General features: G+C 69.2%; 16 protein-coding genes. 8 read left to right on the forward strand and 8 right to left on the reverse strand.

Translation table 11 applies throughout. The features are described from left to right. Positions 1-108: 108 nt before the first annotated feature. The 3 genes from ACFY2X_RS25410 to ACFY2X_RS25420 are packed head-to-tail and all read right to left on the reverse strand — an operon-like array spanning position 109 to position 3,163. Positions 109-1,269: a DUF4350 domain-containing protein gene (locus ACFY2X_RS25410; protein ID WP_389941928.1), complete on the reverse strand. Its 1,161-nt coding sequence runs from the start codon at positions 1,267-1,269 to the stop codon at positions 109-111. Continuing rightward, the gene (locus ACFY2X_RS25415; RefSeq protein ID WP_389941931.1) at positions 1,266-1,913 is read right to left on the reverse strand and encodes a DUF4129 domain-containing protein; all 648 of its coding nucleotides are present in this window, start codon (positions 1,911-1,913) and stop codon (positions 1,266-1,268) included. Before ACFY2X_RS25415 ends, ACFY2X_RS25410 begins: the two co-directional genes overlap by 4 nt. Beyond that, on the reverse strand, positions 1,898-3,163 hold the full coding sequence (locus ACFY2X_RS25420) for a hypothetical protein (RefSeq protein ID WP_389941934.1): 1,266 nt from the start codon (positions 3,161-3,163) through the stop codon (positions 1,898-1,900). Before ACFY2X_RS25420 ends, ACFY2X_RS25415 begins: the two co-directional genes overlap by 16 nt. A gap of 342 nt (positions 3,164-3,505) precedes the next feature. On the opposite strand from ACFY2X_RS25420, the gene mtrA reads away from it, so the two are divergent. From mtrA to ACFY2X_RS25450, 6 genes are all read left to right on the forward strand, one after another. Continuing rightward, positions 3,506-4,183 carry an MtrAB system response regulator MtrA gene (mtrA, locus tag ACFY2X_RS25425; protein ID WP_389941937.1) on the forward strand — a complete coding sequence of 226 codons (678 nt, stop codon included), beginning with the start codon at positions 3,506-3,508 and terminating at the stop codon, positions 4,181-4,183. Positions 4,184-4,208: 25 nt separating this feature from the next. Beyond that, positions 4,209-5,948 carry an MtrAB system histidine kinase MtrB gene (gene mtrB, locus ACFY2X_RS25430; protein ID WP_389941941.1) on the forward strand — a complete coding sequence of 580 codons (1,740 nt, stop codon included), beginning with the start codon at positions 4,209-4,211 and terminating at the stop codon, positions 5,946-5,948. Then, complete coding sequence (locus ACFY2X_RS25435) at positions 5,938-7,719, forward strand: LpqB family beta-propeller domain-containing protein (protein ID WP_389941944.1); 1,782 nt, start codon at positions 5,938-5,940, stop codon at positions 7,717-7,719. The genes mtrB and ACFY2X_RS25435 overlap by 11 nt, the downstream gene beginning before the upstream one ends. A gap of 137 nt (positions 7,720-7,856) precedes the next feature. Continuing rightward, positions 7,857-8,561: a ComF family protein gene (locus ACFY2X_RS25440; protein WP_389941947.1), complete on the forward strand. Its 705-nt coding sequence runs from the start codon at positions 7,857-7,859 to the stop codon at positions 8,559-8,561. Positions 8,562-9,081: 520 nt separating this feature from the next. Next, positions 9,082-9,738 carry a ribosome hibernation-promoting factor, HPF/YfiA family gene (gene hpf / locus ACFY2X_RS25445; RefSeq protein WP_389941950.1) on the forward strand — a complete coding sequence of 219 codons (657 nt, stop codon included), beginning with the start codon at positions 9,082-9,084 and terminating at the stop codon, positions 9,736-9,738. A 95-nt stretch (positions 9,739-9,833) separates the two neighbouring features. Continuing rightward, on the forward strand, positions 9,834-10,538 hold the full coding sequence (locus tag ACFY2X_RS25450) for a response regulator (RefSeq protein ID WP_389941953.1): 705 nt from the start codon (positions 9,834-9,836) through the stop codon (positions 10,536-10,538). Between the two features lie 119 nt (positions 10,539-10,657). Here the strand turns inward: ACFY2X_RS25450 and ACFY2X_RS25455 are convergent, their stop codons facing one another. Both ACFY2X_RS25455 and ACFY2X_RS25460 read right to left on the reverse strand, forming a co-directional pair. Continuing rightward, positions 10,658-11,839 carry a winged helix-turn-helix domain-containing protein gene (locus tag ACFY2X_RS25455; protein ID WP_389941956.1) on the reverse strand — a complete coding sequence of 394 codons (1,182 nt, stop codon included), beginning with the start codon at positions 11,837-11,839 and terminating at the stop codon, positions 10,658-10,660. Between the two features lie 79 nt (positions 11,840-11,918). Next, positions 11,919-12,191, reverse strand: a complete 273-nt coding sequence (locus ACFY2X_RS25460) for a hypothetical protein (RefSeq protein ID WP_389941959.1) — start codon at positions 12,189-12,191, stop codon at positions 11,919-11,921. A 252-nt stretch (positions 12,192-12,443) separates the two neighbouring features. Between ACFY2X_RS25460 and secA the strand changes: the two genes are divergently transcribed. Next, positions 12,444-15,242 carry a preprotein translocase subunit SecA gene (gene secA, locus ACFY2X_RS25465; RefSeq protein WP_389941962.1) on the forward strand — a complete coding sequence of 933 codons (2,799 nt, stop codon included), beginning with the start codon at positions 12,444-12,446 and terminating at the stop codon, positions 15,240-15,242. An 80-nt stretch (positions 15,243-15,322) separates the two neighbouring features. Here the strand turns inward: secA and ACFY2X_RS25470 are convergent, their stop codons facing one another. The 3 genes from ACFY2X_RS25470 to ACFY2X_RS25480 all read right to left on the reverse strand — a co-directional run bounded on the left by ACFY2X_RS25470 (position 15,323) and on the right by ACFY2X_RS25480 (position 18,348). Then, positions 15,323-15,835 carry an Rv3235 family protein gene (locus ACFY2X_RS25470; protein ID WP_389941965.1) on the reverse strand — a complete coding sequence of 171 codons (513 nt, stop codon included), beginning with the start codon at positions 15,833-15,835 and terminating at the stop codon, positions 15,323-15,325. Positions 15,836-16,042: 207 nt separating this feature from the next. Beyond that, a complete protein-coding gene (locus ACFY2X_RS25475; protein WP_389941968.1) occupies positions 16,043-17,374 on the reverse strand; it encodes a PTS transporter subunit EIIC in 1,332 nt (443 codons plus the stop codon). A gap of 233 nt (positions 17,375-17,607) precedes the next feature. After that, positions 17,608-18,348 (reverse strand): GntR family transcriptional regulator, encoded by a 741-nt coding sequence (locus ACFY2X_RS25480; protein WP_389941971.1) that lies wholly within the window; start codon positions 18,346-18,348, stop codon positions 17,608-17,610. A gap of 159 nt (positions 18,349-18,507) precedes the next feature. On the opposite strand from ACFY2X_RS25480, the gene ACFY2X_RS25485 reads away from it, so the two are divergent. After that, entirely contained in the window at positions 18,508-19,542 is a 1,035-nt protein-coding gene (locus ACFY2X_RS25485) for an SIS domain-containing protein (protein WP_389941974.1), read from the forward strand. The last annotated feature ends 23 nt before the right edge of the window (positions 19,543-19,565 follow it).

The raw sequence follows: 19,565 nt of genomic DNA on the forward strand, positions 1-19,565 counted from the left end.
GTCGTCTCCGCCGGACCGCCGTTCTCCGTTGGTGTGGTCACGAGGCCCCCTTCGCCGGCTGCGGGAGCACGGTGCCGCCGTGCCCGTCAGCTCGCTCGCTACGCTCGCTCACGACTCTTTAACCTGCCTCTCCAACATGTCCAGATATGCGGCCAGGGCGACCAGCCCGGCCTCGTCAGCCGGCGGCGGGCCGTACAGGGCCGCCCCCACGTGGGCGCCCGCCTGGCCGGTCCGTTCGGCGATCGCGTTCACCTTCGCGTCCGGCCCGGCCGTCGAGGGCAGCCCGAGCCGGGGAGTGGTCCGGTCGACGAAGCCCGCGCGGAGGGCGGCGGCGGCCCGGTCGCGGGCCCGCCTGGCCCGGTAGAGCCTGGCCCGGCCCTCCACGGTCTCGGCCGCCCTGACCACGACGGGCAACCGCTCGGTCACCACCGGGCCGAGCCGGCGGCTCTGCCAGAGCGCCAGCAGCACGACCACGAACATCAGCTGCACCACGGCCCATTTGATCCCGTCGGGGATCAGATCGTAGAGGTTCTCCTCGCCCGTGCCCGCCGGGGCGCTCTCGGACGGCACCAGCCAGATCAGCGCAGGCCTGGCCCCGGCCAGGTTGAGCGCCAGCGCGGCGTTGCCGTCCTCGGCCAGCCGCAGGTTGGTCATGAACTGGCCGTCGCCCACGACGGTGATCGTCCGGCCCGCGTCGGGATAGCTGACCAGGGTCGGCTTCCCGTCGGCCGGGTAGCAGGTGGTCGCCCCCGAGGGGGCGGTGAAGGCCATGCCGCCCATATAAACGCTGCCGGCCCTGGTCGCGGCCGGCAGCGCGCACCGGGGCTCGCGGGAGCGCGTCCGCGTCGTGCCGGCGACGCTCACGCCCGGGGCGAGCAGGTCCAGGCGCGTCCGTACGCCGACCACGAGCAGGTCGGCGGGCATCCTGGCGAGTTCCTCGGCGTCCTCGTCGGTGAGCGAGGACGTGTCGCTGAGCAGGATCGTGCCGCCGCCGGAGCCGGCGGCCCGCGCCTCGGCGACCGAGGTGACCCGGGTGACCCGCACGCCGTGGGCCCGCAGCAGCTGGGCCATGCCCTTGCCGCCGGACGACGAGGTGTCGGCGGGGTCGAGGAGCCTGCTCTCACCGGAGCCGCCGAGCAGCACGCCGATGACGGCGCCGGTGACCACGATGAGCGCGACCAGGAGGATGCCGCGGCCGCCACGCCACAGGCTCGCGGCGGTCGGCGAGACGGACGTCGATCCCGTTCCCGGGGCGGCGGCGAGGCTCATGACGAGACCGCCTTCGCCGCGGGGGTGAGCGCCGGGCGGGCCGTGCGCAGGCGTTCGTCGAGGGAGCGCAGGACCTCGTAGGCGTCGGAGGTGCCCGGCACCTCGCCGTAGGTCACGTCGTCGAACACCTTCGCCGCCGCGGTCAGCTCGGCGGCGAAGCCGGGCAGCGCCCGCCCGGCCTCGGTGGCGAGCTCGTCGGCGGTACGGCCAGGCGTGGAGTCGACGATGACACGGTCCTCCAGATCTCGGGCGACGGCTCTGAGCCGCTCACGGATCGCCTCGGCCCACCGGCCTTCGGCGGCCAGGCGTTCGGCGGTGTCGCGGTGCTCGGCGGCGGTGCGGCGGCGGTCCCCGAAAATACCCTCCTGGCGCGCGGTGCCGCCCCGGGTGGTCCTGAGCGCGATCACGGCCACGGCGCCGACGACGGCGATCACGATCGCGACGAGCACGATCCGCGCCGCCACGCTGCCGACGACGCCCACCGACTCCGGGTCCAGCAGATCGCCGAGAAACTGGTTCAGGGCCCGCATGGCGCGGTCGACCAGGGACTCCTTGGCGTATTCGGCCTTCAGCAGCTCCCGGGCCGCCTCTCGCTGAGCCTCGTCGCGGCCGAGGTCGATCGGGGTCGTCAGGAATAGGGCCACGGAGATCCCTGGCCGGCCTGCCCGGGCCGGCCGGGCCCGCCGGGCGTGACGGACGGGTCCCACAGGTCGTCGGCCGACGCGTGAACCCAGCCCTGGCGTTGCTGCTCGATCGCCGCGGTCTGCAGCACCAGGTCGAACGCCTCGGCCCGCATCCGCCGGTCGGCGTAGAGGAGGCCGTTGACCCCCGCCTGGAACGGGTAGGTGATCATCGCGCCGACGGTGACGCCGACGGCGATCAGGATCGCCGCGGCGATCCGCGTTCCGGAAGAGCCCTGGCCGATGATTCCGACGGCGGACCCCGCGAGGGTGAAGGGGAACGACAGCACCATGCCGACCAGGCCCGCGATGATCTGGGTGAGCAGCAGGATGCCGAGCGTCCGCCAGAAACCGCCGCTCACCAGGCGCCAGGATCTGCTCAGGGAGTCGACGACGCCGCGCCGCTCCAGCACCGCGACGGACGCCGCGAGCGCCAGGCGTGTGGTGATGAAGAGCGAGTAGGCCAGGAAACCCAGTAGCGCCACCGCGCCCGCGAGGACCGTCGCCCCGACTCCGGCGCCCGCCGACGCCATTGCGAACAGCAGCGCGACCACCGCGGCCACGGGGACCAGCAGGATCAGCATGCCGACGGCCACCAGCCCGAACAGCGTGGGCACCCGGCTGCGGGTGAGCTGCCAGGCCTCGCCCACCGTCATCTTGCCGCCGAAGACCGCCCGGCCCAGGATCCGGGTCAGCACGCCGCTGAGCAGCGTCACCGCGACGAACTGCACCATGTAGGAGATCAGGCTCGGGCCGTACTGGGTGAGGAACCCCGCCTCCGGCTGGCCGTCCAGCGAGGAGGACTGGCTCAGGGTGGTGCCCACCTCGCCGAGCCGGATCGCCTGGCCGACCGCCACGGGGATCGCGCCGAGCGCGGCGGCGATCGCCGACAGGCCCAGGACGGACTTCGGGTTGGAGCGGATCAGCTTGATCGCGCCGTCGAGGATGTCGCCGAGGCTGAGCGGGCGCAGCGGGATGATCCCCGGCCGCAGTGCCGGGGGCGGCGGGCGGTAGCCGTACGGCGGGGCCTGCCGGTCGTGGGGATCGTGCTGGTAGGGCGGAGCCTGCTGGCCGTACGGCTGCTGCGGGGGCGGCATGTCCGGGCCGGAACCGGGCGTGGTCCACGGCGATCCCGAGGCGTTGCCGTAGGGCGGAGGTTGGTTGGACGCCCAGCCGGGTGGTGTGTTGGGAGTGGTGCCGTGACCGTCTGACATATCCCAATCCTGGCATGTAGACGCGCCGATTGTGCTGATGGGGAGATCACACCGAGGTTTCACCCCGTGGAGATCGATGGAGATGCCGGAGGGATGGCCGAGACGCCGCTGTTTATCGCAGACTGGGAACGTCACTACCTCTGCTTGGTATCCGCAGTCGCCAAATCCGGAGGTGGTGATACGGGGGACTGCTGCGCGACCTACGTTGTGTGCACCTAAAATTCGGCGGTTGGATGGCCGGTTGTCAAGCTGGTGCCATCCAGTGGCCGGACGAGGGTAATCTTCGACGACTGTGCCGTTTACCCCACCGACTCCCAAACTGCGTAAAACGAATGAGGGGCCATGAAAGGACGCGTGCTGGTCGTCGACGACGACGCCGCTCTCGCTGAGATGCTCGGCATCGTGCTGCGCGGAGAGGGTTTTGAACCTTCCTTCGTGTCCGATGGGGACAAGGCAATCGACGCGTTCCGCGACACCCGGCCGGATCTGGTGCTGCTCGACCTCATGCTGCCCGGAGCCGACGGCATCGACGTGTGCCGCCGCATCCGTGCCGAGTCCGGTGTGCCGATCGTCATGCTGACGGCCAAGAGCGACACCATCGACGTGGTGCTCGGCCTGGAGTCCGGAGCCGACGACTACATCGTCAAGCCGTTCAAGCCCAAGGAGCTGGTGGCCCGGGTCCGCGCGCGGCTGCGCCGCACCGACGAGCCGACGCCGGAGATCCTGCAGATCGGCGACATCACCATCGACGTCGCCGGGCACTCGGTCAAGCGGGACGAGGAGACGATCAACCTCACCCCGCTGGAGTTCGACCTGCTGGTCGCGCTCGCCCGCAAGCCGCGTCAGGTCTTCACCCGGGAGGTCCTGCTCGAGCAGGTCTGGGGTTACCGGCACGCGGCGGACACCCGCCTGGTCAACGTGCACGTCCAGCGGCTCCGCGCCAAGATCGAGAAGGACCCCGAGCACCCCGAGATCGTGGTGACGGTTCGCGGGGTGGGGTACAAGGCCGGACCGGCCTAGGCCCGCGGCCCCTCCGGTCCCCGATATGCCTTCGTCTGACAAGCGTCGCCGTCGCACCCCGCGCCAGGTGGCGCGGGGTGTTCGTCGGCGTGCCCGCCGCGCCGCGGGCGGCGTGCGACGGGTCTGGCGGCGTTCCCTGCAGCTCCGCGTGGTCACCAGCACGATGGTCATCTCCATCGCGGTGGTCGCCGTGCTGGGCGTCTTCCTCATGCAGCAGATCATCGCCACCACGCTGGGAGCCAGGGAGCGCGCGGCGAGGAGCGAGGCGCAGGCCGACCGGAGAACGGTGCTCACCTACCTGAACCGGCAGGAAGGCGACGTCTCCAAGCAGTCCGCCGAACCGGGGCAGACGTTCTCCGGAGGCGGGGACAGCCCGCTCGGCGAGGCGGTCGCGGCGCTCGCGGGGCGGGCCGGGCCCGCCACCCGATACTCGGTGATCATCCGCAACGAGAGCCGGCCCGGAGACTTCTCCGCCAGCACGAACATCGACCAGGCGAGCATTCCGCCGAAGCTGCGCGAGGAGGTGCTCAGGAAGCCGGCCGACGAGGACAGCACCGCCTACACATACCTGTACTACAGCGGCAAGCGGGAGCCTGTGCCGGGCATGGTGATCGGCACCCGCCTCGACACCTCCGGCACCCTGCTGGACAGCGGATACGAGATCTACCACCTGGTCCCGCTGGACGAGGAGGAGAAGACCCTCACCTCGGTCCTGCGGATGCTCATCGTCGTCGGGGTCGCCCTGGTGCTGCTGCTGGCCGCGATCGCCTCGCTGGTCACCCGCCAGGTGGTCACCCCGGTACGGCTGGCCAGGCAGGCCGCCGAGCGGCTGGCCGCCGGACGCCTGGACGAGCGGCTGAAGGTCCGCGGCGAGGACGACCTGGCGCGCCTGGCCACCTCCTTCAACGAGATGGCCGGCAACCTGGCGTTGAAGATCCATCAGCTGGAGGAGCTGTCCCAGGTCCAGCGGCAGTTCGTCTCCGACGTCTCGCACGAGCTGCGCACCCCGCTGACCACCGTGCGGATGGCCGCCGACCTGCTCTACGACGCCCGCGAGGACTTCGACCCGATGGCCGCCAGATCGGCCGAGCTGATGCAGAACCAGCTGAACCGGTTCGAGTCGATGCTCGCCGACCTGCTGGAGATCAGCCGCTACGACGCGGGCGCGGCCGAGCTGGACGTCGACTCGACGGACGTCAGAGACGTGGTCCTGCGCGCGGTCGCCGACTCCGAGGTGCTGGCCGAGCGCCACTCCACCCGTTTCGACCTGCGTCTGCCCGGCGAGCCGTGCATGGCCGAGATAGACAGCCGCCGGGTCGAGCGCATCCTGCGCAACCTGCTGTTCAACGCGATCGAGCACGGCGAGGGCCGGGACATCATCGTCACGGTCGGCGCGGACCGGGACGCGGTGGCGGTGGCCGTACGGGATCACGGGGTGGGCCTGAAACCCGGCGAGGAGAACATGGTCTTCGACAGGTTCTGGCGGGCCGACCCGTCGCGTGCGCGGACCATCGGCGGTACGGGCCTGGGCCTGGCGATCTCCCGCGAAGACGCGATGCTGCACGGCGGCTGGCTTCAGGCCTGGGGAGCGCACGGGGAGGGGTCGCAGTTCCGGCTCTCGCTGCCCCGGACGGCCGGGACGCCGCTGAGAGGTTCGCCGTTGCCGCTGGTCCCGCCGGAGGTGGAGATGCGGCGGACCTGGCGCGGGCACATGACACCGGTGCTGTCACCGGCGGCGGCGGACGGGGGACGCGATGCGGAGTAGGACCGCGCGAAGCCTGGGGGCCGCGGGCCTGGCCGTCACGTTGACCTGCGCGGGGACGACCGCCTGTTCGGTGATCCCCATCGGCGGCAGGTCGATCATCGGCGTGGACGACGTGCGTAAGGGCAACCCGCTGGGCGACCCGTACGCGCGGGTGGTCGCCGTGTCGCCGAGCCCCGACTGGACGGCCGAGGAGGTCGTCACCGGATTCCGGGCGGCGATGGCGAGCGTCGACGACCCCAGGCGTGACATCGCGCGTAAATACCTCACCGACGACTTCGCCAAAAAGTGGGACCCGCAGAGCGGGGTGACGGTCTACAAGCAGACCGAAGCCCCGCGCAAGCAGCAGGGGAGCGACGCGAACCAGGTCACGGTCACGCTCAACGGGACGGTGACGGCGACCGTCGGCCAGGACGGCCGCTACCAGCCGAGCGGCGGCAGCAGGGAGGTGCCCTTCACCCTCGCCAAAGGACCGAAGGGGTGGCGCATCAGCTCGGCGCCCAACGGTCTGCTGCTGTCGGAGGCCGACGTCGATCGCGCCTATCTCAAGGTGGACCTGTACTTCCTGGACTCGGCGCGGACGGGTCTGGTCGTCGACCAGGTCCGCGTGCCGATCGACCCCACGTCCAACTTCGCCAAGACGACGGTCAAGAGACTGCTCAAGGGGCCGAGCGGCCTGCTCAAGAACGCCGTGAACTCCGCCTTCGAGTCCGGCACCGAGCTCAACGACGTCTTCACCGAGAACAACCGCGTCGTCGTCGACCTGACCAAGCGGGTGGACTCCGAGCAGATCATCCCGATGTCGGCCCAGCTCGCCGGGACGCTCGCCGAGCTGACCAAGGGCGGCTGGGGCTTCGAGATCAGGGTGAACGGCGAGCCGTACTATTCCTCCGACAGCCCGCTGCTGGTCGACGCCCAGCAGCATTCGAGGTTCGACCCGTGGCTGGCTCCCGGCGAGGTCCACCCGTTCTATCTCGCCGACGGCGCGCTGCTGCAGCTGCGTGAGAACACCGGCCAGCCGGTGCTGGGCAAAGCGGGCGAGAAGGACGGCACGCGGACCCACCCGGCCATCAGCGACCAGGGTCAGCAGGTGGCGGCGCTGTCGAAGGACGGCAAGACCGTCTCGGTCGCGCCGCTCACCCAGGGCGGCGAATGGCAGCCGTGGGTCACCGGCGACAAGCTCACCCCGCCCTCGTGGGATCGGTACCACACGCTGTGGACGGTGAACCGGTCCAGCGACCACTCCTCGAAGGTGCTGCGGCGCGACGAGAACCAGCAGTACGAGGTCTCGGCTCCCGACCTGGACACGACCGACGTCAAGGCGCTCAAGGTCGCGCGGGACGGGGTGCATGTCGCGGTGGTGACGAGGAACGGGCTGGACGAGGAGGAGGTCCTCATCGGCACGGTCATCGGCCAGGGGAGCTACACCCGCATCACCGCGCTGCAGACCGTCGTGCCCCCGGACGGCAAGCAGACGATCGAGGACATCGCCTGGAAGGACGGCAAGACCCTCTACGTGCTCACCGGCAAGTTCAACCTGCTGGAGGCCTCGGTCACCGCGGAGGCCAAGTCCCTCGCCTCCTATTCCGGGATCCAGAGCATCACCGCCCTGGACGGCTCCCTGCTGGCCGGGGCCAAGGACGAGGACGGCAACCTGCAGGTCCTCTCCTGGAACCACAACTCGGCCAAGTGGGAGACCCTGGTCAAGAACCAGAACGGAGCCGCGGTCTTCGTCAAGAACGGCCCCTCCTCCCCGGCCTACCCCCTGGGCTGAGCCGTTCGCCGGTGAGGCATGACACCGGCCGATGCGCTTCGCCGGTGAGGCAGACACCGGCCGACGCGTGAGGAGCCCGGCGGTCTGCGCGGCCATGGGCCGAACCGCCTGTCGGTGGGGCATGACACCGTGGATCCGTGCCGACCGCGCTGCTCGACCTGGTCCTTCCGCCCCGCTGCGCCGGATGCGGCGCGCCGGGCGCCCTCGTCTGCCCTCGCTGTACGGCCGAGCTGCACGGGGAGCCCGCGTGCCGGACGCCCGCCCCGCCCCCGCCGGGTCTTCCCGAGTGCTGGTCGGCGACCGGCTACACGGGTGCCGTGCGACGGATGATCATCGCCTACAAGGAGCGCGGCCGTACGGCCCTCGCCCGTCCGCTGGCCGGAGCCCTGGCACTGACGATCGCCGCCGGGGCCGACGAGCGGCCGGTCACCCTCGTTCCCGTGCCGAGCGCCCGCCCGGCCCTGCGGCGGCGCGGGCACGATCCGGTCACCGGGCTCGCGGAGCTCGCCGCCGGATGTCTCCGTGCGGCGGGCCGGCCGGCGACCGTGGCGAAGCTGCTCGTCCCGCGCCGCCGGATCGCCGACCAGGCGGGGCTGAGCTCGCTCCAGCGGGTCGAAAACCTTGCTCTGGCATACAAGGTTGCGACTGCCTGGAACGGGCCCCAGGCGGCCTTCTGGGGCGACGCCGAGCGGGTTGTGCTGGTGGACGACATCGTCACCACCGGGGCGACGCTCGCCGAAGCGGCCAGAGCGTTGCGCGAGGCGGGCGTGGCGGCTTCCCTCGCCGTCACGGTCGCCGCGACACGCCGGAGGGGTCGGACTGGTATTCGTGACGGAGGGTAAGTTGGTGGGTGAATAAACGGTCTCACCGTAAAGTCATACCTCCCTGTCTCGATCAAGGCCTCGGGCTGGTCGGCGGGTGTGGGAAGCGCGCGTTCGCAGGGATGTCGCGCCGAGGGGGTCACCCTTTCCGCCGTCCGGAACCCCGCCGAAAATCACGCAAAGTGATCCTTTGGCGGTTTCCCAGGCTGACATTCGGACGGGATGCGGATAGCGTCTGAGCCATGGCACCCGCTCGGGTCCGTGGTTGCGCCGGACCGACCCCCATGAGGGGGCCGGCCCGGTTAGCCGATGCCAGCCGCAGGCAAAACGGTCCACGTAAGACGACTCTTTGTCGATCGATCACGGTGCGGCTTAGAGGTAAGTCCTGCCTTCCCGAGGAGCCAGATGTTCCTCGCCAGAAGAGAAGGGCATGTAGTGGCAAAGAGCTGCGAAACCCTCAGCAGGCGGATGTGGGGACGAAGACCAGGTCGGCCGAGCGGGTGCCGCTGTACCACCGTCGGGATTCGAAGGGGGGCTGTGCATGGAGATCATCGTCAAGGGTCGGCACACTGGAGTGAGTGACCGATTCCGCGACTACGTGACTACCAAGCTGGCCAGAGTCGAGCGTCTGGACCACAAGCTCATCAGCATCGATGTGGAGGTGACCAGAGAGACCAACGGCCACATCAGCGGTCCGCGCGAGCGGGTCGAGCTCACCATCTACTCTCGCGGTCCCGCCATCCGGGCCGAGGCCTCGGCCGACGATCGCTTCGCCGCCCTCGACATGGCGCTCGGAAAGCTCGAAGGAAGACTCAGGCGCCTCGCTGACCGGCGCAAGATTCACCACGGCAATCACTGCCCCCCTTCTATCGCCGAGTTGACCGCCGCCGCGCTCGCGGAGTCGCTCGAAGCCGCGCCGCCCGCCCTTGGCGCGAAGCACGAGGCCGAGCCGGCGGCCGACGCCGGCCTTCCCGAAGACAAGAGCATCATCCCGATCCAGATGGACGGAGACGGGCCGCTGGTGATCCGGGAGAAGACCCACAAGGCCGACCCGATGACCATCGATCAGGCACTGCTCGAAATGGAGCTGGTGGGCCACGACTTCTATCTGTTCCGCGACAAGGAGAGCGGACAGCCCAGCGTCGTATACCTCCGGCAAGGCTACAGCTACGGCGTGTTGCGGCTCGTCGAATCCTGACGGACGAGTTCGAAGATCCTCTCCGACCACCCCGAGGACCGGGAACCCGTGTAATCATGGCGGTCCAACGGCTCTGGCCCCCCCGAGGAGGAGGCGTGACGGAACCCGATGAGGCGAACCGCCCTGCCAAGAGCGGTGACCCGATCCGCGTGCTGATCGTCGACGATCACGCGCTGATCCGACGCAGCCTGGAGATGGCGCTGGCTGCGGAGACGGACATCGAGGTGGTCGGTGAGGCGAGCGACGGTCAGGAGGCGGTCGAGCTCGCCGACCGCCTCACCCCTGACGTCATGCTCATGGATGTCCGGATGCCCCGCAGGAACGGCATCGAGGCCACTCGCGAGATCAAGGCCTCGGTGCCGAGCACGCGGATCATCATGTTGACGGTGAGCGACGAGGAGGAGGATCTCTTCGAGGCGATCAAGGCGGGCGCCACCGGCTACCTGCTGAAGAACGTGCAGCTCGACGAGGTCCCCGAGGCCGTGCGCGGTGTTCACGAAGGGCAGTCGCTGATCAATCCGGCGATGGCCGCCAAACTCATCACCGAGTTCGCGAACATGAGCCGCAAGGAGGCCGAACGGCCTCCCCAGGTCCCCGTTCCCCGTCTGACGGACCGGGAGATGGAGGTGCTCCGCCTGGTCGCCAAGGGCATGAACAACCGCGAGATCGCCAAGCAGTTGTTCATCTCCGAGAACACCGTGAAGAACCACGTCCGCAACATCCTGGACAAGCTCCAGCTCCACTCCCGGATGGAAGCGGTGGTCTACGCGGTTCGCGAGCGAATGCTCGAAATCACCTGAAACACCTGGTGCGGTGGCCCTGCACGTGGGTCACCGCACCCTTATGGCCACATGTGGTCATCGCGATGACCACATGTGGCCACCGCGCCCTCATGCCCTCATGACTCATGCCCGCGGGATCAGCGGATCAGGGCCTGCTGGAGAGGCGCGGACAGCTGCGGGTCCACACGGTCGACGCGAACGTCGTCGCAACCGACCCAGGCGGCGGCCTCCCAGAGGGCGTCGGCCAGAGATTCGGCCGCTTTGCGCTGGTTGACACCGGGTTCGACGCTGACCTGGCGGCCGACCAGGGTGGAGCCCTCGCGGGCCGGGTCGACCCGGCCCACCAGCCGGCCCCCGGCGAGAACGGGCATGGCGAAGTAGCCGTGGACGCGTTTCTCCCTGGGGACGTAGGCCTCCAGGCGGTGGTTGAAGCCGAACACGCGGACGGTGCGGGCGCGGTCCCAGACGAGGGAGTCGAACGGGGAGAGCAGCGTCGTGCGGTGACGGCCCCGGGGGTCGGTCTCCAGGGTCGCGGGGTCGGCCCAGGCCTTTGTGGCCCGCTCGGGCCAGCCCGAGACGTGGACCGGGGTGAGCCCGGCGCTGCCGTCGAGCAGCGACCTGTCCAGAAGGGCGGCGTCGGGCGCCTTGAGGCGGAGGAAGTCGACGAGGTCGGCGCGGGTGGCGACGCCGAGAGCGCGCCCGGCGATCCGGGCGAGGCGGACGACGCACTCGGCGTCGGAGAGGTCGTCGCCCAGGAGGTGACCCGGGACCACGCGTTCGGCCAGTTCGTAGACGCGGCGCCAGCCGACGCGGCGGGTGCAGACGACGTCCCCGGTGTCCAGCAGCCACTCGATGGCGATCTTCGAGTCGGACCAGTCCCACCAGGGGCCGCCGTTCTTGGCGCCCCCGATGTCCGCGGTGGTGATGGGACCGTTCTCACGGACCTGCTCAAGCACCTTGTCCACGTTGTCGGGCAGTTCGTGCCAGCGGTATTTCCTGTCCCGGAAACGCCTGCGCCGGAAGGCGTAGAGAGACCAGTCGTCGATCGGCAGGATGCAGGCGGCGTGGCACCAGTATTCGAAGGCGCGGGCCGGGTCGTCCCAGTAGGCGCGCTCGATCTTCTGCCTGCCGACCGCGCCGAGCCGGGCATAGGCGATGAGCTCGTGGGAGCGGGCCAGGACGGAGATCGTGTCGAGCTGGACGGCTCCCAGGCGGCGCAGGACCGCGGGGACGCCGCCGCGGCGGGCGTCGGCACCCAGGAAGCCCTGGGCGCGAAGGATGATCCGGCGGGCCTCGTCCGCGGAGAGCGTGACCGTCATGGGCGGCCCAGGGGAGGGAAAAGCGTCAGCATGAGGCCGAAGACTAGCGCGCCACACCGACAAAAATGCTATGCCGGTGTCAGCTGGGTGGGTCCTGGCGGGTCTGCTCGTGCGACGCGTGTGAGGCGTCGGGGATGACGTCCTCGTCGGGGGTGACGTCCTGGAGGACATGGAAGGCCATGAGGAGGATTCCTCCCAGAGCGAAGATGATCGTGCCCATTCCGAACAGGAGCCAGTTGGGACCCAGGCACAGGGCCGCTCCTCCGATGGAGAAACCCAGTGCGACCACGGTCACGGACAGCCACAACGTCGCCCTGTCGTCAGGGTCGGCCTGCTGAGACGCGCCCGCCATGGCAGCGTTCCCCCCGGAGTACGACGCGCCGTATGCTCATTCCTTCGCCATGCGCGTGTGCAAACCGGCATACCCTTTAGGCTGGTCGCTAGTCCCTTAAAAGGGACGTGAGGAACTCCGTGGACGCGCAGAGCGTCTTTCAGGGTGGCTGTGTCTGGTGGGAGAACCGCCTACGATGGCAGCGGAGAACCATGTCTCGTCCTCATCCGGGCCCGTCCGGCCGCGGAAGACCTGCGAGGAGCTTTACCTAAAGTGCCAGCCTTTCTCGACAAGATCCTTCGCGCAGGCGAAGGCAAACTGCTGCGTAAGCTCAAGCGAATCGCCGACCAGGTCAACTCCATCGAGGACGACTTCACGAGCCTGACCGACGCCGAGCTTCGCGCGCTCACCGCCGAATACAAGCAGCGTTACACCGACGGCGAGTCCCTCGACGACCTGCTTCCCGAAGCCTTCGCCACCGTTCGCGAGGCTTCCCGCCGCGTGCTGGGCAAGCGCCACTTCGACGTGCAGATCATGGGCGGGGCCAACCTGCACATGGGCAACATCTCTGAGATGCGCACCGGTGAGGGCAAGACCCTCACCTGTACGCTCCCCGCCTACCTCAACGCCCTCTCGGGCAAGGGCGTGCACGTCATCACGACCAACGACTACCTCGCCAAGCGCGACGCCGACGAGATGGGCCGGATCCACCGTTTCCTCGGCCTCAACGTCGGCGTGATCCTGGCGAACATGCCGTCCGACGAGCGCCGCAGGCAGTACAACGCCGACATCACCTACGGCACGAACAACGAGTTCGGCTTCGACTATCTGCGCGACAACATGGCCTGGTCGCTGGAGGAGTGCGTCCAGCGCGGCCACAACTTCGGCATCGTCGACGAGGTCGACTCGATCCTCATCGACGAGGCCCGGACACCGCTGATCATCTCCGGCCCCGGCGAGCAGTCCGGCAAGTGGTACACCGAGTTCGCCAAGATCGTCCCCAGGCTCCGCCGCGGCACCGAGGGCAAGGACGGCGAGGAGCAGACCGGCGACTACGTCGTGGACGAGAAGAAGCGCACCGTCGGCATCTTCGAGCCCGGCGTGGAGAAGGTCGAAGACTGGCTCGGCATCGACAACCTCTACAAGCCCGAGCACACCCACCTGGTCGGCTTCCTCAACAACGCGCTGAAGGCCAAGGAGCTCTACAAGAAGGACAAGGACTACATCGTCGTCGACGGTGAGGTCCTGATCGTCGACGAGTTCACCGGCCGCGTCCTGCACGGCCGCCGCTACAACGAGGGCATGCACCAGGCCATCGAGGCGAAGGAAGGCGTGAAGATCAAGGACGAGAACCAGACTCTCGCCACGATCACGCTGCAGAACTACTTCCGCCTCTACTCCAAGCTCTCGGGCATGACCGGCACCGCGGCGACCGAGGCCAACGAGTTCCACCAGACCTACAAGCTGGGCGTCGTCCCGATCCCGACGAACCGGCCGATGATCCGTAAGGACCAGGCCGACGTGGTCTACAAGACCGAGGACGCCAAGTTCATGGCCTGCGTCGAGGACATCAAGGAGCGCTACGAGAAGGGCCAGCCGGTCCTGGTCGGCACCACGAGCGTGGAGAAGTCCGAGCGCCTGTCCAAGGAGCTCAAGCGCAGGGGCGTCAAGCACGAGGTCCTCAACGCCAAGAACCACGCGCGTGAGGCGGCGATCGTCGCCGAGGCGGGCCGCAAGCACGCCGTCACCGTCGCCACCAACATGGCCGGTCGAGGCACCGACATCATGCTCGGCGGCAACCCCGACTTCCGTGCCGACACGGAGCTGCGCAACCGCGGCCTCGACCCGGTCGAGACCGCGGAGGAGTACGAAAAGGCCTGGGCCGAGGCGCTGGAGAAGGCCAGGGAGGCCGTGAAGTCCGAGCACGACGAGGTCACCGAGCTGGGCGGCCTCTACGTCCTGGGCACCGAGCGGCACGAGTCGCGGCGCATCGACAACCAGCTGCGAGGCCGTTCCGGCCGTCAGGGCGACCCGGGCGAGTCGCGTTTCTACCTCTCGCTCGAGGACGACCTCATGCGCCTGTTCAACTCGGCCAGGGTCGAGATGATCATGACGCGGCTGAACATCCCGGACGATGTCCCGATCGAGTCGGGCATAGTCTCCAAGGCCATCGCCTCCGCTCAGCACCAGGTCGAGCAGCAGAACTTCGAGATCCGTAAGAACGTTCTGAAGTACGACGAGGTCATGAACCGGCAGCGCAAGGTGATCTACGCCGAGCGCCACCAGGTGCTGGAGGGCGCCGACCTGCACGAGCAGATCCGCGGCTTCATCAACGACGTGATCGACGACTACGTCGCGGGCGCCACCGCCGAGGGCTTCGCCGAGGAGTGGGATCTCGACAAGCTGTGGAAGGCGCTCGGCCAGCTCTACCCGACCACTCTCACCGTCGACGGGATCGTCGAGGAGGTCGGTGGTCGTGAGGAGCTCACCGCCGAGATCCTCAACGAGAAGGTGAAGGCCGACGCGATGGCCGCCTACGACCGTCGCGAGGAGGAGCTCGGCTCGGAGACCATGCGGGAGCTGGAGCGCCGGGTCATCCTGTCGGTCCTCGACCGCAAGTGGCGCGAGCACCTCTACGAGATGGACTACCTCCAGGAGGGCATCGGCCTGCGCGCGATGGCTCAGCGCGACCCGCTGATCGAATACCAGCGCGAAGGCTTCGACATGTTCTCCCAGATGCTCGACGGCATCAAGGAGGAGTCGGTCGGCTACCTGTTCAACCTCGAAGTCGAGGTGCAGACCAACCCGATCGTGGAAGAGGCCGAGGCGGCCGAGGACGAGGCGATCGCCGAGGCCCGCTCGATCATCGCCCGTGGCCTGCGCGGCCCGCAGCGTCCCTCCGAGCTGGAATACACCGCGCCCGGCGAGAGCGGCGAGATCGAGCACACCCGGGTCAGCACCAAGGCGGAGCGCGACGCCTACGGCAACGTCGAGCGCAACGCCCCGTGCCCCTGCGGTTCGGGCAAGAAGTACAAGCGCTGCCACGGTGACCCCAAGCACACCGAAGCCTGATCGCTGATCGAAGGGCCCGCACGCCGTGCGGGCCCTTCGCTTTCACGCGGTACGGCAGGTTCACGCGGTACGGCGGGCGGTCAGGGCGTCGCCTCGAAGTCGGTGCACAGCCACTGCACCCCCTGGCGCTCCAGTCTCAGCGCCAGGACGCGTGGCCGGTCACCGCAGTGCACCAGGACGCACATCTCCACCACTCCGTCCTCGGGCTGGGACACGTGAGGCGTGCCGACCAGCGGCGGTCGCGTGCAGTTGATGATCTTTCCGCTTCTGACCAGCTCGGCGTGGGCCCGGCCGGTCATGTGGGAGGAGACGCTCGAAGGCGGTCGCCTGCCGGCCAGGATCTCGGCGACGGCCTGGCAGAGAGCCCGCAGCCGCCGCCCGTCGGGAATCGCGCCCGGCGGTCCCCAGACCAACGGCCTGTGGGCCCGGGAGTCGACCGGCTCAGGCTCGTAGTCGAGCGCGAGCGCCCCCTGGACGTACGGCGGGGCGGCGGCCGGGATGTCCCCGGGCGGGCGTTCGTCGTCATAGGGCGGTTCGGTGCGGGGGGACGGCGCGATCCGGGGGAGCGATACCGGTCGTGGGGGGCGCGACATGACAACTCCGATCGTGGTCGGCGGAACTGACATGTCCAGGAGTTTCCGGTCCCCTGTCCAGATACGTCGGTCGCCAACTTCCTCGCGATCACCGTCGTTTCGTCCGGCTAGGCGGAGAAGGTGACCTCATGCTGGATCGGTTCCCACCTGGGGAAAGGCGGTTTCCGGCATGGGTCGTTGATCTTTGGCGGACAGCCGAAACGGTGCTCAGGGAGCGAGCGGGTCGGTGGTCGTGCCCGGTGCGGCGTCGGCCTCCTCCGGCTCCCGGCCCGGGGTGGCCAGGTTCAGCTTCCTGATCAGGACGGTGAACAGCGCGTAGTAGACGACGAAGTAGACCAGGCCGAAGACGATGATCAGTCCGATCCCGTGGGTGTTGGACTTGCCCGCGTTGAGGAGCATGTCGATGGCGCCCGCGGAGAAGGTGAACCCGAGGCGGGCCCCCAGCTCCGCCATCAGGGCCATCGACAGCCCGGTGAGGACCGCGTGCACCACGAACAGCACGGGCGCCACGAAGATGAAGGCGAACTCGATCGGCTCGGTGATACCGGTGACGAAGGAGGTGAGGCCGGCCGAGAGCATGATGCCGCCGACGGTCGCGCGCCTGCCGGGCGGGGCCGCCCGCCACATCGCGATGGCGGCACCCAGCAGGCCGAACATCATCACCGGGAAGAAGCCGGTCATGAAGATCCCGGCGCCGTCCTGGCCCGCGAAGTAGCAGTTCAGGTCGCCCGAGGCGTTCCTGGTCGCGCCGTTGACCCCGGCGTCGCACTCGGGGAGGGTGAACCAGACGATCGTGTTCAGGAAGTGGTGCAGGCCTACCGGGATGAGCAGGCGGTTGGCCACGCCGTAAACGCCGGCGCCCGGGGTGCCGTGGAGGGCCAGCCAGTCGCCCACGCCGGCCAGCCATTCGCCGACCGGCTGCCAGAGCAGGCCGAAGACCACGCCGAGGAGCAGCGCGACGACGGCGGTGATGATCGGGACGAACCGGCGGCCGCCGAAGAAGGCGAGCCAGGAGGGGAGCTTGATCCGGTAGTAGCGCTGCCAGAGCAGGGCGGCGGTGATGCCGATGACGATGCCGCCCAGGACCCCGGTGGGATTCTGCGCGCCGAGGTTGAGCGCGGGAACGGGGTTCCCTTCGGGGTCCACGACGTTCAGCGCGACCTTCTTGTAGACCTGGGAGACCGGTGGAGCGGCGAAGAACAGGGTCTTGGAAACACGGTCGAAGACCAGGTAGCCGACGAGCGCGGCCAGCGCGGTGGAGCCGTCGGCCTTGCGGGCGAACCCGATGGCGACGCCGACCGCGAACAGCAGCGGCAGGTTGTCGAACAGGGCGCCACCGGCGGCCGCGAAGATGGCGGCCACCTGGTCGAGAAAAGCGTTGTCCGTCCGGCCGAGCAGATCCTCCTGACCGAATCTGAGCAGCAGACCGGCGGCGGGCAGCACCGCGATCGGCATCATCAGCGAGCGCCCGATGCGCTGGAGGATGGCGAAGACCGACGACCATGCCGATGGGCCGCGCTCTGCGGCTGCCGTACTCATCCCAGACCCCCCGCGTGCCACGCCGTGCGGGGGGATGCTTGGTATGTACCACTGGTCGTCGCGAATACACGGTCGTGGACACGCGGGGGACGTAGGAGGCCTGCGAAGGAGCATCCCGGGCGCCGGAGCACGCTCATCACGGCGGATCCGGATGGGTACGGGGCGGGCAGACCCGCGTCCGCTGAGGTGGAACTCATCGGACTTTCCTCCAGAGGGTGGGGGAGGGGAGGAGGTCAGGTGCGGCGGGCCGGTATCTCCAGGGCCGTGCGGAGCTGGTAGCGATCGGCGCGGTAGGTGGAGACCCCGAGCTCGGCGCAGACGCCTCCGGCGAAGGAACGTCGCTGGAGCAGCAGAACGGCTCCGCCGCGCGGCAGTTTCAGCAGGTCGGCGTCGGCGGGGTCGGCGATGCCGCCGTCGATGGTGAGCTCGCCCGCGTCGAGAACCAGGCCGTAGCGGGTCTCAAGCAGGGCGTAGAGGGAGCGGCCCGTCAGATCGTAGCTGTTGAGATCGGGCGCGAGGGAGACCGGGATGTGGGCTCGCTCGATGCACATGGGCTCGCCGGCGGCGGTGCGCAGCCGTTCGATGAAGTGGACCTCGTCTCCCGGGTGGATGCCGAGTTCCCTGGCGAGATGCGCGCTGGCCCTGACCACGCGGCGGTCCAGGTCGCGGGAGCCGGGCTCCATGCCCCGGGCGCGCATCTCGTCGCTGAACGAGGTCAGCCGGAGGGACATCTCGATCTTGGGGCGGGCCACGAACGTGCCCTTGCCCGCGACGCGCTGAAGCCTGCCCTCCGAGACCAGGTGGTCGACCGCCTGCCGTACGGTCATGCGGGACAGACCGAAGCGCTGGCAGAGCTCGCGTTCCGACGGGATCGCCGTGCCGATCGCCAGCTCGTTGTTCTCGATGAGGTCGAGCAGGATCTCGCGAAGCTGGAAGTACTTCGGCACTGGACTGTCCGGATCGATCTGGGCCACGGGATCCTCCCCTCTCGATCTGAGATGTGTGGATGAGTTATGGTTCGTACTGGTCTAGTCCGGACTAGACCACAGGCCGGAAAAGGGTGTCAACGTACGGTGCGGCGACGGATCGATAACGGCCCGATCTCATCAGCCCGACCGAAGGGTGAGCGTGTGATGACGACCAAGATGCGCAGCGAAATCGCCGAGCAGCCTGCTGCGTTGCGGGCCACACTGGACGCCCTCCTCCCCAGGGTCGAGGAGGTGGAGCGGCTGGCGAGCCAGACCCGTCAGCTGCTGTTCATCGCCCGGGGCACCTCCGACAATGCCGCAGTCTATGGCCGTTATCTGGCTGAGGCGCACACGGGCCGTCTGTCCACGCTCGCCGCGCCCTCGATCGCGACCACCTACAGGCGCAGGCTGGACCTCGACGGCGTGCTGGCCGTCGCGCTCTCCCAGTCCGGCCGGACCGAGGAGATCGTCGAGACCCTCGCCTGGGCCAAGGACTGCGGCGCCAGGACTCTGGCGATCACCAACGGCGGCGAGCAGAGCCCTCTCGCCCAGGCCGCCGACCTGGCCCTGTGCACGCTCGCGGGCGAGGAGAAGGCCGTCCCGGCCACCAAGACCTACACCACCCAGCTCGCCGCGCTGGCCGTGCTCGGCCTCGGCCTGGGCGCCGACGTCAACGCCGACGACCTGCGGCGGGTGCCGGATGCGGTGGAGAAGCTGATCGATGACCCGGGCGACCTGGACGCGATCGTCGACGGTCTGGCCGACAAGCCGGGTGTCGTGGTCTCCGGCCGCGGCCTGGCCTTCTCCACCGCTCTGGAGCTGGCGCTCAAGCTCAAGGAGGCGTGCTACCTGCACGCCATGGGCCTGTCCTACGCCGACCTGCTGCACGGCCCGATCGCCGTGGTCGACCGCGACACCCCGGCCATCCTGGTCGCGGCCGGGGAAGGCCCGACCCTGGCCGGCACTGTGGCACTCGCCGAGCGGGTCACCGGCGCCGGCGCCGCGGCCTACACCGTCGGCGGCGGCACCGCGCTCTCCGCGGTCTCCACGGCGGCGCTGCACGGCCCGGACCTTCCGGAGTGGGTCGCCCCGCTCGGTCTCATCGTCCCCGGCCAGCTGCTGACCGAGGCCCTCGCGCGCAGGCTGGGGATCGACCCCGACGCCCCGCGCGGTCTCAACAAGGTGACCCAGACCGACTGATCGCGGAGCATCGTTTAGCCTGG

Source organism: Streptosporangium sp. NPDC000396 (genome assembly GCF_042898655.1).
In the GTDB taxonomy this organism is placed as follows: domain Bacteria; phylum Actinomycetota; class Actinomycetes; order Streptosporangiales; family Streptosporangiaceae; genus Streptosporangium.

Bases quoted from the DNA above. Each gene is read 5' to 3' on its own strand.
- ACFY2X_RS25410 (WP_389941928.1), bottom strand. From the start codon at position 1,269: ATGAGCCTCGCCGCCGCCCCGGGAACGGGATCGACGTCCGTCTCGCCG.
- ACFY2X_RS25420 (WP_389941934.1), bottom strand. From the start codon at position 3,163: ATGTCAGACGGTCACGGCACCACTCCCAACACACCACCCGGCTGGGCG.
- mtrA (WP_389941937.1), top strand. From the start codon at position 3,506: ATGAAAGGACGCGTGCTGGTCGTCGACGACGACGCCGCTCTCGCTGAG.
- mtrB (WP_389941941.1), top strand. From the start codon at position 4,209: ATGCCTTCGTCTGACAAGCGTCGCCGTCGCACCCCGCGCCAGGTGGCG.
- ACFY2X_RS25435 (WP_389941944.1), top strand. From the start codon at position 5,938: ATGCGGAGTAGGACCGCGCGAAGCCTGGGGGCCGCGGGCCTGGCCGTC.
- hpf (WP_389941950.1), top strand. From the start codon at position 9,082: ATGGAGATCATCGTCAAGGGTCGGCACACTGGAGTGAGTGACCGATTC.
- ACFY2X_RS25455 (WP_389941956.1), bottom strand. From the start codon at position 11,839: ATGACGGTCACGCTCTCCGCGGACGAGGCCCGCCGGATCATCCTTCGC.
- ACFY2X_RS25460 (WP_389941959.1), bottom strand. From the start codon at position 12,191: ATGGCGGGCGCGTCTCAGCAGGCCGACCCTGACGACAGGGCGACGTTG.
- ACFY2X_RS25470 (WP_389941965.1), bottom strand. From the start codon at position 15,835: ATGTCGCGCCCCCCACGACCGGTATCGCTCCCCCGGATCGCGCCGTCC.
- ACFY2X_RS25475 (WP_389941968.1), bottom strand. From the start codon at position 17,374: ATGAGTACGGCAGCCGCAGAGCGCGGCCCATCGGCATGGTCGTCGGTC.
- ACFY2X_RS25485 (WP_389941974.1), top strand. From the start codon at position 18,508: ATGACGACCAAGATGCGCAGCGAAATCGCCGAGCAGCCTGCTGCGTTG.